Consider the following 13679-nt stretch of genomic DNA (forward strand, 5'->3'; position numbering starts at 1 on the left):
TTTTTACGCGATAGCCGTTCGTCGTACGTCTCGTTATAGCCAATGCAAGTGATTCCTATTACTAAAGCACTTGCCAACACTACAACGACCCGTACGACAGGGAGCGCTTTCGATGCTGTCCACGTTCACCCCCGCCACATCCGACTCACCCGGGACCACCCGTAATTTCGCTCTTTCGCTGCTGACCATCGCGGTATTCGCCGCCGGTCTTCACAGCGCGCCGATCATCGCCGCCGAACAACCGGCTCGCGTCGCAGGCAGCTATCCGTTCTCGATCAAGCAACAACCGCTGGTGTCGGCCTTGAACGAGTTCAGCAAAGTCACAGGCTGGCAGGTGGGCATGTCTTCGGATCTGGCGAAGAACGTCACCTCACCAGGCGTCAGCGGCACGATGTCGGCGGAAAAAGCACTGGATCGCCTGCTGGCGGGCAGCAACATTGGCTACCGCAGCCTGGGCAACAATAACGTCGTACTGGAAAAACGCAGCAGCACCGGCGCGCTGGCTCTGGAACAGGTCACCGTCAGTGCGACCCGTCAGGCACAGTCGGTGGACTCGGTTCCCAGCACCGTCACTGTGCGAGACCGTACAGACCTGGATCGGCAGAACGTCAACAACATTCGTGATCTGGTGCGCTATGAGCCCGGCGTCTCCGTAGGCGGCGCCGGTCAGCGCGCAGGCACCAGCGGCTACAACATTCGCGGTATCGACGGCGACCGGATCCTGACTCAGGTCGACGGCGTGGAAGTGCCGGACAACTACTTTTCCGGCCCTTACGCCAACACCCATCGCAACTACGTCGACCCGGAAATCATCAAGCGCGTGGAGATCCTGCGCGGTCCGGCGTCGGCCCTTTATGGCAGCAGCGCCATCGGCGGCGCCGTCAGCTATTACACGCTGGATCCGGAAGACATCATCAAACCGGGCAAAGACATCGGCGCACGCCTTAAAACCGGCTACAGCTCGGCGGACGACAGCTGGCTGAACTCGGCAACTGTTGCAGGGCGCGAAGGCGAGTTCGATGGCTTGCTGCACGTCAGCCAGCGCAATGGCCGCGAAACCGAATCCTACGGCGAGCACGGCGGGACTGGTCTGGGCCGCACCGCCGCCAACCCTGAAGACGTGCGCGCCACCAACGTGCTGGCCAAACTGGGCTGGAACTACGGTGATGACGATCGGCTGGCGTTCACCTACGAGAAGTACAAGGACGACACGCACACCAACCAGAAGAGCGCAGTCGGCGGGCCATTCACAGGTGGTCGCGGCTTCGGCTTCTATCGCGGACGCGAAGGCAACGACGTGATCACCCGCGAGCGCTTCGGCCTGGAAAACAGCTTCGCGCTGGACAGCTTGTTGGTGGACAACGTCAAGTGGAGCCTGAATTATCAGATCGCCAAGACCGATCAGGACACCATCGAGCGCTATGTGCCCGGCAGCCGCGATGTCTGGCGTACCCGCGACACTTATTACAAAGAACGTCAGTGGATCTTCGATGCTCAGCTGGACAAGGCTTTCAGCATCGGCGACACCGAGCACCTGCTGACCTACGGCACCACCCTCAAGCAGCAGAAAGTCACTGGCGAGCGCAGTGGCACCGCGACCTGCGCCGCCGTGCTGGGCACCTGCCGTACCATCGGCGCGCCGAGCCCGACAGCATCGGACAGCCTGGCGCCGACCAGCGACTTCCCGGACCCGACCATTAACACCTACGCCGTGTTCGCTCAGGACCAGATCAAGTGGGGCGACTGGACCTTCATGCCCGGCGCGCGATACGACTACACCACGCTCGATCCGCATGTCACCGATGAATTTCTGCGCGCGGTCAGCCTGACCAGCGCGGACCAGTTCAACGACAAAGAGAAAAAATGGCATCGTCTCTCGCCGAAACTGGGCGTCACCTATGCCATCGATGATGCCTACACCTGGTACGGCCAGTACGCCGAAGGTTTCCGTACGCCAAGCGCCAAGGCGCTGTATGGCCGCTTCGAAAACCTCAACACCGGTTATATCGTCGAGCCTAACCCGGACCTTGAGCCGGAGAAGAGCAAGAGTTACGAAACGGGGCTGCGTGGCCGCTTCGACGAGGGCTCGTTCGACGTTGCGGTGTTCTACAACAAATACCGCGACTTCATCAACGAAGACGCCATTCAGCCGGCGACCTCGACCGAAGCGGTGTTCCAGTCCAACAACATCAAGCACGCCACCATCAAGGGCGTGGAGCTGAAGGGACGTCTGAACCTCGACAGTTTCGGCGCACCACAAGGCCTGTACACCCAAGGTTCCGTGGCCTATCTGTACGGCCGCAACGATGACACTGGCCAGCCGATCAACAGCGTGAACCCACTGACCGGCGTGTTCGGGCTGGGTTACGACCAGGACAACTACGGTGGCTTGCTCAGCTGGACCCTGGTCAAACGCAAGACCCGTGTGGACGACACCAACTTCCACGCGCCGGACGGCTCCTCGACTCAGTTCAAGACGCCGGGCTTCGGCCTGCTGGACCTGACCGGTTTCTACAAAGTGACCGACGATGTGACCGTCAGCGGCGGGCTGTACAACCTGGCCGACAAGAAATACTGGCTGTGGGATGACGTGCGCGGTTACGACGGTGTCGGCGAAGCAGGCGTAACCGCGCCTGCCAGCCTCGATCGCCTGACCCAGCCGGGCCGCAATTTCGCGATCAATCTGGTGTGGGATATCTAAAAGCCACGCCTCTGCGCGCTGTAGGAGCCGGCTTGCTGGCTCCCACAGGTCGATTTTTTTACGCTCCAGGCCGGCTCGCTCGTCTCGTCTACAAGCGCCCTTTTCCCAAGGAAGACACCATGTCTCAACATCCGATTCGTCGCTCACAGCGTCTGAACCAGATCACTCACGCCCCACATGAACAACTCGACAAGGCGGTCAAAGCCAATGCGCCGTTCGACACCCTGGCCAGCTACTGCCGTTTTCTCAGCGCGCAATATCTGTTTCAGCAAGAGCTCAAAGCGCTGTACACCGACCCGCAACTGATCGCACTGATCGCCGATCTCCCCGAGCGTTGCCGGGCGGACCAGGCCAGCGCCGATCTGAATGACCTCGACACACCAATTCCCGCCCCTGTCGCGGGCGCAGTGGATCATCCGCCGCTGGCCGAAGCGCTGGGGTGGCTGTTCGTGTCCGAAGGCTCCAAGCTGGGCGCAGCATTCCTGATCAAGCGTGCCGTGGCCCTGAACCTCAGCGAAACCTTCGGCGCCCGGCATCTGGGCGAGCTGGTCGGCGGTCGCGCCGAGGGCTGGAAACGCTTTATCCGGATCCTCGACGACCTGCCGTTCAGCGACGAACAGGAGCAGCAGATCGACAAAGGCGCGGTCGCTGCATTCGAACGTTTCAATGTGCTGCTGGAACATGCCTATACGTCGGCTGCTGAAGCCGAACCTGCCTGAACCCACGCCTTTTACGCCCGGCGCTGTTAAGCTGGGCGCCTTTTCGAGGGGTAAAAACCCTCGACGCACTTTTTCACCCGGCAGCACCCGAGACTCATGACCAGCACACCCCAAGGCAGCAAACTGTCCCGCATCCTGTTCGGTATCCTGGCCTACGTCAGCCTGACCATCGGGATCATCGCGATCTTCATTCCCGGGCTGCCCACCACCGAATTCATCCTGCTGGCGGCATGGGCTGCGACCAAAAGCTCGCCGCGCCTGAGCGCATGGCTGGAAAACCATCGGTTGTTCGGCCCGATGCTCAGCAATTGGCGCAACGGCAAGCTGATTGCGCGCAGTGCCAAGATCAGCGCTACAGTCACCATGCTCATTTGCGCGGTGATGATGTTGGTGCTGCTCACGCACAACTGGTGGATCTATTTCGCGGTGGCCGGCATGCTGCTGGTCAACCTGTGGATCTGGTCGCGACCGGAGCCCGATGCGCAAACCAGCGAGTGCGGGGAGTCGTCCGGCCAGCGCTGAACCCATGCCAGTGCGCAAGGTCTGCTCCTTACCGTCATTGATTTCTGAAGGAGCAGTCACATGTTCGAGCCAGGTCATTTGCACATCGCCCGCCCCGCCCTGCAGCCCGACGACGTGGGTTATGACATCCACATCCACTACCAAGCCGCCCAGACCGACTCGGGGCCCGGCATGCACTTCACCATGGAAGGTGAAATCAACGGCAAGTCGTTCAACGAAGCCTTCGACCTGCCCAAGGACCTCGCCTACAACTTCGCCAGCGAAGCCTCACGCATCGCCGAGAAACACGGCCTGCCCCGAGATACCGAAATGCGCGCCGCACATACCGACTACGACCTCATGTTCGAAGACATCCGCGAAAAGCTCGACATGAAGTCGGGCGATCCCGTGAAGCCGGAACATCTGGAGTAACGCCTCCAACCGAATCGCCCATACGCTTTCCCGAGCAAGATCCTTCCCACAGGTTATTTTGTCGCCCTCAAACACTGTGGTCGACGCAGGACCAGTGGGAAGGCGCTTGCTCGCGACGAGTCCAGAACTGGCAGGGCGTCAGTTGCCGCTTGCGCCTATTCGGCCCCAATTTGTGCGGTTACTGGCATAATCGCCCCCGTCTTTCGACCGAACCTCTCATCACCTCATGCGCATCCACGTCACGTTCATCGACCGCGTCGGCATCACCCAGGAAGTTCTGGCGATTCTGGGCGGACGGAATCTGAACCTCGATGCCGTGGAAATGGTGCCGCCCAACGTCTACATCGATGCACCGACCCTGAGCCACGATGTGCTTGAAGAGCTCAAGGACCGGCTATTCCGGGTGCGCGGCGTGGAAGCCATCACGGTCGTGGACATCCTTCCCGGCCAGCGCCGCCATCTGCAGCTCGACGCCTTGCTCGCGGCAATGACCGACCCGGTGCTGGCACTCGACAGCGCCGGCCACGTCCTATTGGCAAACCCGGCGTTGGTGGCTTTGTATGGTCGCGAACCCGCAGGCGAATCGGTTGGCGACTTGTTTTCCGATCCTGGCCTGCAATCGGCGCTGCTGGAAAACGGCTTTCGCCTGCCCTTGCGCGAGGTCACGCTCAATGGCGAGGCGCTGCTGCTGGACGCGACACCCATTACCGACGCAGGCGCGCTGCTGACGCTGTATTTGCCGAGTCGAATTGGCGAACGGCTGTCGGCGTTGCACCACGACCACGCCGAAGGTTTCGACGCGCTGCTGGGTGACTCCGCCGCAATACGCACGTTGAAAGCCCGCGCCCAGCGAGTGGCTGCCCTTGATGCGCCGCTGCTGATTCAAGGCGAAACCGGCACCGGCAAAGAGCTGGTGGCCCGCGCCTGCCATGCTGTGAGCGCCCGGCACAGTGCACCGTTTCTTGCGCTCAACTGCGCGGCATTGCCGGAAAACCTCGCTGAGAGCGAACTGTTCGGTTACGCCCCCGGTGCGTTTACCGGCGCGCAGCGCGGCGGCAAGCCCGGCCTGATGGAGCTGGCAAACCAGGGCACGGTGTTCCTCGACGAGATCGGCGAAATGTCGCCTTACCTTCAAGCCAAGCTACTGCGTTTTCTGAACGATGGCAGCTTCCGGCGCGTCGGTGGTGACAAGGAAGTGAAGGTTAACGTGCGCATCCTCAGCGCAACCCATCGCAATCTGGAAAAGATGGTCGCCGAAGGCACCTTCCGTGAAGACCTGTTCTACCGCTTGAATGTGCTCAATCTGGACGTGCCGCCCCTGCGAGAGCGCGGCCAGGACATTCTCCTGCTGGCGCGCTATTTCATGGAACAGGCCTGCACGCAGATCCAGCGCCCGGTCTGTCGTCTCGCGCCGGGCACGTATCCGGCCCTGCTCGGCAACCGCTGGCCCGGCAACGTCCGGCAACTGCAAAACGTGATCTTCCGCGCGGCGGCGATCTGTGAAAGCTCGCTGGTGGATATTGGCGACCTGGATATTGCAGGTACTTCGGTGGCGCGGGAAAGCGACGGCGAAATCGAAAGCCTGGAAGCGGCTGTCGAAGGTTTCGAAAGAACGCTGCTGGAAAAGCTCTACAGCCATTATCCTTCTACCCGGCAATTGGCAGCACGCCTGCAAACCTCTCACACCGCCATCGCCCATCGCCTGCGCAAGTACGGGATTTCAGGGAAAGCCTGAACCCCCCCCCGCGCCCTGGACACCGGAACGATTTCGTAACGCTGGAACGATATCATTCCAAAGTCTGTACATCCCCAGCCTACAAGGCCTTGATCCCAGGACAGTTTTCAAAGCGCTTAATAGCGTATCGATTTCGCTACACCTGGCACTTTTAAAAATCGCTAAATCTCGCTGAAAGCCTTGAGTTAAAGGCCTCAGACAAGGTTGGCCGCAAACTTGCTAACACTCCTTTCATCATGCTCGCGCCAACGACGAGCGATTTTCCATTCAGGGGAGTTTTCATGAGCGAATTGCGTTTTACCGAAGATCACGAGTGGCTGCGCGCCGAAGCGGATGGCAGCGTCACGGTCGGCATCACGGCTTTCGCGCAGGACGCACTGGGTGACGTGGTTTTCGTGCAACTCCCCGAGCTTCAGGCCTACGACAAAGGCGCCGAAGCCGCCACCGTTGAATCGGTAAAAGCTGCCAGCGGCGTGTACATGCCGCTTAATGGCGAAGTCGTCGAAACCAACCCTGCACTGGATGCCAACCCGGAGCTGGTCAACGAAGACCCGATGGGCCAAGGCTGGTTCTTCCGTTTCATCCCTTCCGACGCCACCGCTGTCGGCCAATTGCTGGATCAGGACGCCTATGACCGCCTGATCAAAGCCAACGCCGAAGCCTGAGGAACGCGCCATGACTGATCGCATCGAACTGAGCACCGCCAACGAGTTCATCGCCCGTCACATCGGCCCACGCGCCGACGACGAGAAAGCCATGCTCGCCACTCTGGGTTTTGACTCGCTGGAAGCCTTGAGTGCCAGCGTCATTCCTGAATCCATCAAAGGCACCAGCGTTCTCGGTCTGTCTGCAGGCCAAAGCGAAGCGGACGCCCTGGCTGACATCAAAGCCATCGCGGGCAAGAACCAACTGTTCAAGACCTTCATCGGCCAGGGTTACTACAACACCCACACGCCGGCGCCGATCCTGCGCAACCTGCTGGAAAACCCGGCCTGGTACACCGCTTACACTCCGTACCAGCCAGAGATTTCCCAAGGCCGTCTGGAGTCGCTGCTGAACTTCCAGACCCTTATCAGCGACCTGACCGGCCTGCCGATCGCCAACGCCTCGCTGCTGGACGAAGCTACCGCTGCCGCCGAAGCCATGACCTTCTGCAAACGCCTGAGCAAGAACAAGAGCAGCCACAAATTTTTCGCCTCGGCTCACTGCCACCCACAGACCCTCGACGTGCTGCGCACCCGTGCAGAGCCGCTGGGTATCGACGTGGTCGTGGCTGATGAAAGCCAACTGACCGATGTCAGCGAGTTCTTCGGCGCCCTGCTGCAATACCCTGCAAGCAATGGCGACCTGTTCGACTATCGCGAACTGGTCGAGCGCTTCCACGCCGCCAATGCGCTGGTTGCCGTTGCAGCCGACCTTTTGGCCTTGACGCTGCTGACCCCGCCAGGCGAGTTCGGTGCTGACGTTGCCATCGGCAGCGCGCAACGCTTCGGTGTGCCGCTGGGCTTCGGTGGCCCGCATGCCGCCTACTTCTCTACCAAAGATGCCTACAAGCGCGACATGCCCGGCCGTCTGGTGGGCGTATCCATCGACCGTTTCGGCAAGACCGCACTGCGCCTGGCGATGCAGACCCGCGAACAACACATCCGTCGCGAGAAGGCCACCAGCAACATTTGCACCGCGCAAGTGCTGCTCGCCAACATCGCCAGCATGTACGCCGTTTACCACGGTCCTCGCGGCCTGACCCGCATCGCCGACCGCGTGCATCACCTGACCGCGATCCTCGCCAAGGGCTTGGATAAGCTGGGGCTGAATGTCGAACAAGCGTTCTTCTTCGACAGCATCACCCTCAAGACCGGTGCGAAGACTGCCGAACTGCACGCAACGGCGCGCGCTCGGCAGATCAACCTGCGCGAAGTGGACGCCGAGCGTCTGGGCCTGTCGCTGGACGAAACCACCCAGCAAGTCGACGTTGAAACGCTGTGGCAACTGTTCGCGACCAATGGCCAGACCGTACCTGATTTCGCTGCCTTGGCCGCCACTGTCGACGCGCGTTTGCCAGCCGAGCTGAAGCGCCAGTCGCCAATCCTCAGCCACCCGGTGTTCAACCGCTACCACTCCGAAACCGAGCTGATGCGCTACCTGCGCCGCTTGGCCGACAAGGACCTGGCGCTGGACCGCACCATGATCCCGCTGGGCTCGTGCACCATGAAGCTCAACGCCGCCAGCGAAATGATCCCGGTGACCTGGGCCGAGTTCGGCAACCTGCACCCGTTCGCCCCTGCCGAGCAAAGCGCTGGCTACCAGCAACTGACCGACGAACTGGAAGCGATGCTGTGTGCTGCAACCGGTTACGACTCGATCTCCCTGCAACCGAACGCCGGTTCGCAAGGCGAATACGCAGGCCTGCTGGCGATTCGCGCCTATCACCAGAGCCGTGGCGATGACCGTCGCGACATCTGCCTGATTCCGTCGTCCGCTCACGGCACCAACCCGGCCACCGCCAACATGGCGGGCATGCGCGTGGTGGTGACCGCCTGCGACGCACGCGGCAACGTCGACATCGAGGATCTGCGCGCCAAGGCCATCGAGCACCGCGAACACCTCGCCGCATTGATGATCACTTACCCGTCCACCCACGGCGTATTCGAGGAAGGCATCCGCGAAATCTGCGGCATCATCCACGACAACGGCGGTCAGGTTTACATCGACGGCGCCAACATGAACGCCATGGTCGGCCTCTGCGCACCGGGCAAGTTCGGCGGCGACGTTTCGCACCTGAACCTGCACAAGACCTTCTGCATTCCACACGGTGGTGGCGGCCCGGGCGTTGGCCCGATTGGCGTGAAATCGCATCTGACCCCATTCCTGCCGGGTCACGGCAAGATGGAGCGCAAGGAAGGTGCAGTCTGTGCGGCGCCATTCGGCAGCGCGAGCATTCTGCCCATCACATGGATGTACATCCGCATGATGGGCGGCGAAGGCCTGAAACGCGCATCGCAACTGGCAATCCTCAACGCCAACTACATTTCCCGTCGCCTGGAAGAGCACTACCCAGTGCTGTACACCGGCAGCAGTGGTCTGGTGGCGCACGAATGCATCCTCGACCTGCGTCCGTTGAAAGAAACCAGCGGCATCAGCGTCGATGACGTGGCCAAGCGTCTGATCGACTTCGGCTTCCACGCCCCGACCATGTCGTTCCCGGTGGCTGGCACGCTGATGATCGAGCCGACCGAAAGCGAATCGAAGGAAGAGCTGGACCGCTTCTGCGACGCCATGATCAAGATCCGCGAAGAGATCCGCGCAGTGGAAAGCGGCGCGCTGCACAAGGATGACAACCCGCTGAAAAACGCCCCGCACACCGCGGCGGAGCTGGTCGGCGAATGGAGCCATCCATACAGCCGCGAACAAGCGGTGTACCCGGTGGCTTCCTTGATCGAAGGCAAATACTGGCCTCCGGTCGGTCGTGTCGACAACGTGTTCGGCGACCGCAATCTGGTCTGCGCTTGCCCATCCATCGAGAGCTATCAGGACGCGTAACGGATAAGGGGCTACTGTGGCAACGGTGGCCCCTGTATCGCGCCGAACGTTCTGTAGCAGTCCGGCTTGCCGGCGGACGTTCTCAAGATCGCCACCGCCGGCAAGCCAGACTGCTACAGGTGAAGGGCAATGCGGCAAGCCCGCAAAAAACCATAACAACAACCGGAGCCCAATCATGTCCCTGAGCGTGTTTGACCTGTTCAAGATAGGCATTGGACCCTCCAGCTCCCACACCGTGGGGCCGATGCGCGCGGCAGCAAGATTCGCCGAAGGCCTGCGCCGCGACGATCTGCTTTCCAGTACCCACTGCGTCAAAGTCGAGCTGTATGGCTCGCTCGGCGCCACCGGCAAAGGCCATGGCAGTGACAAGGCCGTGCTGCTGGGCCTGGAAGGCGAGCACCCGGATACCGTCGACACCGAACACGTAGCCGATCGCCTGCAGCTGATTCGCAGCAGCCAGCGGATAAACCTGCTCGGTGAACACAGCATCGAATTCATCGAAAAACAGCACCTGGCGATGATCCGTAAACCCCTGGCCTACCACCCCAACGGCATGATTTTCCGTGCCTTCGACGGTGCGGGCCTACAGATCCGCAGCCGTGAGTACTACTCGGTCGGCGGCGGGTTTGTCGTGGATGAAGACGCGGCAGGGGCTGACCGCATTGTCGAAGACAGCACGCCGCTACCCTACCCGTTCAAGACTGGCAAAGAGTTGATGGCCCACTGCGCAATCAGCGGCTTGTCGATCAGTCAGATCATGCTGGCCAACGAATCGGCGTGGCGACCCGAAGCGCAAACCCGCGAAGGCCTGCTGAAGATCTGGCAGGTGATGCAGGATTGCGTCGAGGCCGGATGTCGCAACGAAGGCATTCTGCCGGGCGGCCTGAAGGTCAAACGGCGTGCGGCGGCATTGCATCGTCAGCTGTGCAAGAACCCGGAGGCAGCGCTGCGAGATGCCTTGTCCGTGCTGGACTGGGTCAACCTGTATGCGCTGGCAGTCAACGAAGAAAATGCCAACGGCGGTCGTGTGGTCACTGCACCCACCAACGGCGCGGCAGGGATCATCCCGGCCGTATTGCATTACTACATGCGCTTCATCACCGGCGCCAACGAAGACGGCGTGGTGCGTTTTTTGCTGACCGCTGCGGCCATCGGCATTCTGTATAAAGAGAACGCCTCGATTTCTGGCGCTGAAGTGGGCTGCCAGGGTGAAGTCGGGGTGGCCTGCTCCATGGCAGCTGGTGCGCTCTGCGAAGTGCTCGGCGGTAACGTTCAGCAAGTGGAAAACGCTGCAGAGATAGGCATGGAACATAACCTGGGCCTGACCTGCGACCCGATTGGCGGGCTGGTTCAAGTCCCCTGCATCGAGCGCAATGCCATGGGCTCGGTGAAAGCGATCAATGCCGTGCGCATGGCGTTGCGCGGTGACGGCCAGCATTTTGTCTCGCTGGACAAAGTGATCCGCACCATGCGCCAGACCGGCGCCGACATGAAAAGCAAATACAAGGAAACAGCCCGTGGCGGGCTGGCCGTGAACATTATCGAGTGCTGATATCAGCCCAATTTCATCGTGTTCCACCGTTAACGGCAGGAACCCGGAAACGCCTTCAAGGAGTCATTGATGTCCACAGAACTGTTGAAAACCCCGCTCAACGCCCTGCACCGTGAACTGGGCGCGAAGATGGTCGAATTCGCCGGTTACGACATGCCGGTTCAGTACCCGGCGGGCGTGATGAAAGAGCATTTGCACACCCGCGAACAGGCTGGCCTGTTCGACGTCTCGCACATGGGCCAAATTCTGCTGAGCGGCCCTGACGCCGCCAAGGCACTCGAAACTCTGGTTCCGGTGGATATCATCGATCTGCCGGTGGGCATGCAGCGTTACGCAATGTTCACCAACGAGACCGGTGGCATCCTCGACGACTTGATGGTCGCCAATCTGGGTAATGATCAACTGATGCTGGTGGTCAATGCCGCCTGCAAGAATGAAGACCTGGCGCACCTGCAGAAACACATCGGCGCTCAATGTCAGATCACCCCGCTATTCGAAGAACGTGCCCTGCTGGCCCTGCAAGGCCCTCAAGCGGTGACCGCCCTCGCGCGTCTGGCGCCGGACGTGGCAAAAATGACCTTCATGCAATACACCTCGATCAAAATCGACGGTATCGACTGCTACGTCAGCCGCTCGGGTTACACCGGTGAAGATGGCTACGAGATTTCCGTACCGGCCGATCAAGCCGAATCCCTCGCACGTCGTCTGCTCGCCGAGCCGGAAGTCGCGCCCATTGGTCTGGGTGCGCGTGATTCGCTGCGTCTCGAAGCTGGCCTGTGCCTCTACGGCCATGACATGAACACCGAGACAACGCCGATCCAGGCCAGCCTGCTGTGGGCGATTTCCAAGGTCCGTCGCGCAGACGGCGCTCGAGCGGGCGGCTTCCCGGGCGCCGATAAGGTTTTCGCTCAGCACCAAAGCGGTGCAGCCCGCAAGCGCGTAGGCTTGCTGCCACAGGAACGCACCCCGGTACGTGAGGGCGCGGAAATCGTCAACGCCGATGACAAGGTGATCGGCAACGTCTGCAGCGGCGGCTTCGGTCCAACGCTGGGTGCCCCGCTGGCCATGGGCTACCTGGACGCGGCTTTCACTGCACTCCAAACGCCTGTCTGGGCCATCGTTCGTGGCAAGAAAGTCCCGATGCTTGTAAGCAAAATGCCTTTCGTTGCGCCACGTTACTTCCGCGGCTAAAGCTGACGTCAAAAAACCGCGGCACCGCAACAGTGCAGGGCACTGTTCGAGTGCCGCAGTTTGATACCTTTCGAAACAGCAATGAAACTGTCAGATAACTGCACTTGTTTCGGTTCTTTACACTAAAAACTATCGATTCGGCCGACGTGGTTAAAGTTTTCAAAAAGTCGGCGAAACCCTCTGAAACCGGGCTTATCCGGGGCTTGTTTTTTCTGCGAGAGTTAGCGTAGAGTTTCTCGACTGTGTTTGCATAGGTCGCTGGGATCGTGACCTGGGCAGTAGCGCCAAAAGCAATGCTACATCCCGCTCTACGTTTCTTCTTCCTGCAACCAGCCCAGTACTCTTTCGTGTGAAAGAGACTGTCATTAATTTATGCTCCAAGGAATAAGAAAATGTCTCAACGTCAGAGCGGTACCGTTAAGTGGTTTAACGACGAGAAAGGTTTTGGTTTTATCACTCCAGAGAGCGGTCCGGATCTGTTCGTCCACTTCCGCGCTATTCAGGGCAACGGCTTCAAGAGCCTGAAAGAAGGCCAGAAAGTGACCTTCATCGCTGTGCAAGGCCAGAAAGGCATGCAAGCTGACGAAGTCATCGCTGAAGCCTGATCGCTGAAAGCACAAAAGCCCTTGATGGCAACATCAGGGGCTTTTTTATGCCTGCGATTCCGTAAACTGCCTCTCTCTGAGCGAGCGAGCGTCCTGTATGTCCAAACACGTTCTGCGTCCACAAGGTGACTTCGCCCCCGCGGGCCTGGGCCGACGCCTGGCCGCGATTTTCTACGACGCGCTGTTGTGCGTCGCACTGCTGATGGTCACCACGTTCATCTACAAGCTGATCTGGATGGCGTTCGTTGGCCAAGCGAAGCTGCGGCAGCTCTCCGAAACCGGCTCGCTGGATGGCGACCCACTGCTCTCCACCCTCCTGTTATTCGCGTTATTCGCCTTCTTCGCCAAGTTCTGGACCCACGCCGGTCAGACCCTGGGCATGCAGGTCTGGGGTATCCGCGTGCAGAACGCCGATGGCACCGGCATCAGCCTGTGGCAGGCGCTGCTGCGGTTCGTGGTTGCTATCGCATCATGGCTGTGTGTGGGGCTCGGTTTCTTCTGGAGCCTGTTCGACAAACAGAAGCGCAGCTGGCACGACATGTATTCCGAGACTCAACTGGTGCGGATTCCGAAGCAGAAGAAGTGAACCTGCCGGAATATAAGGCGCCTGTAGCAGTCCGGCTTGCCGGCGGTTGCACCTTCGAAATCGCTGCCGCAAGCAAGCCGGACCGCTACTGGGACTAGTGGCCGAAAGGCACAAAAA

At 60.3% G+C, this 13679-nt stretch carries 10 protein-coding genes and 1 pseudogene; all 11 read left to right on the forward strand.

What is annotated here, in order from left to right; translation table 11 throughout:
• Positions 1-112: 112 nt before the first annotated feature.
• The 11 genes and pseudogenes from BWR59_RS09510 (at position 113) to BWR59_RS09560 (ending at position 13562) form a co-directional block, all read left to right on the forward strand.
• The gene (locus BWR59_RS09510) at positions 113-2701 is read left to right on the forward strand and encodes a TonB-dependent receptor (protein WP_081565388.1); all 2589 of its coding nucleotides are present in this window, start codon (positions 113-115) and stop codon (positions 2699-2701) included.
• Positions 2702-2820: 119 nt separating this feature from the next.
• Positions 2821-3420, forward strand: coding sequence for a biliverdin-producing heme oxygenase (locus BWR59_RS09515; protein ID WP_081565389.1), 600 nt, complete (start codon positions 2821-2823; stop codon positions 3418-3420).
• 89 nt (positions 3421-3509) lie between these two features.
• Positions 3510-3942, forward strand: a pseudogene (locus BWR59_RS09520) (YbaN family protein); the annotation flags it as partial.
• A 60-nt stretch (positions 3943-4002) separates the two neighbouring features.
• Positions 4003-4353 carry a DUF5064 family protein gene (locus tag BWR59_RS09525; RefSeq protein ID WP_081565391.1) on the forward strand — a complete coding sequence of 117 codons (351 nt, stop codon included), beginning with the start codon at positions 4003-4005 and terminating at the stop codon, positions 4351-4353.
• A gap of 226 nt (positions 4354-4579) precedes the next feature.
• Positions 4580-6088, forward strand: a complete 1509-nt coding sequence (locus BWR59_RS09530) for a sigma-54-dependent transcriptional regulator (protein ID WP_081565392.1) — start codon at positions 4580-4582, stop codon at positions 6086-6088.
• Positions 6089-6369: 281 nt separating this feature from the next.
• A complete protein-coding gene (gene gcvH, locus BWR59_RS09535) occupies positions 6370-6753 on the forward strand; it encodes a glycine cleavage system protein GcvH (protein WP_081565393.1) in 384 nt (127 codons plus the stop codon).
• Positions 6754-6763: 10 nt separating this feature from the next.
• Positions 6764-9628, forward strand: coding sequence for an aminomethyl-transferring glycine dehydrogenase (gene gcvP / locus BWR59_RS09540; RefSeq protein ID WP_081565394.1), 2865 nt, complete (start codon positions 6764-6766; stop codon positions 9626-9628).
• 175 nt (positions 9629-9803) lie between these two features.
• Complete coding sequence (locus BWR59_RS09545; RefSeq protein WP_081565395.1) at positions 9804-11180, forward strand: L-serine ammonia-lyase; 1377 nt, start codon at positions 9804-9806, stop codon at positions 11178-11180.
• 69 nt (positions 11181-11249) lie between these two features.
• The gene (gene gcvT, locus BWR59_RS09550; RefSeq protein ID WP_081565396.1) at positions 11250-12371 is read left to right on the forward strand and encodes a glycine cleavage system aminomethyltransferase GcvT; all 1122 of its coding nucleotides are present in this window, start codon (positions 11250-11252) and stop codon (positions 12369-12371) included.
• Between the two features lie 392 nt (positions 12372-12763).
• Positions 12764-12976, forward strand: a complete 213-nt coding sequence (locus BWR59_RS09555) for a cold-shock protein (protein WP_010220199.1) — start codon at positions 12764-12766, stop codon at positions 12974-12976.
• Positions 12977-13073: 97 nt separating this feature from the next.
• A complete protein-coding gene (locus BWR59_RS09560; RefSeq protein WP_081565397.1) occupies positions 13074-13562 on the forward strand; it encodes an RDD family protein in 489 nt (162 codons plus the stop codon).
• Positions 13563-13679 lie beyond the last annotated feature (117 nt).

The sequence above is a fragment of the Pseudomonas sp. Bc-h genome, from assembly GCF_002080045.1.
Taxonomy (GTDB): Bacteria; Pseudomonadota; Gammaproteobacteria; order Pseudomonadales; family Pseudomonadaceae; genus Aquipseudomonas.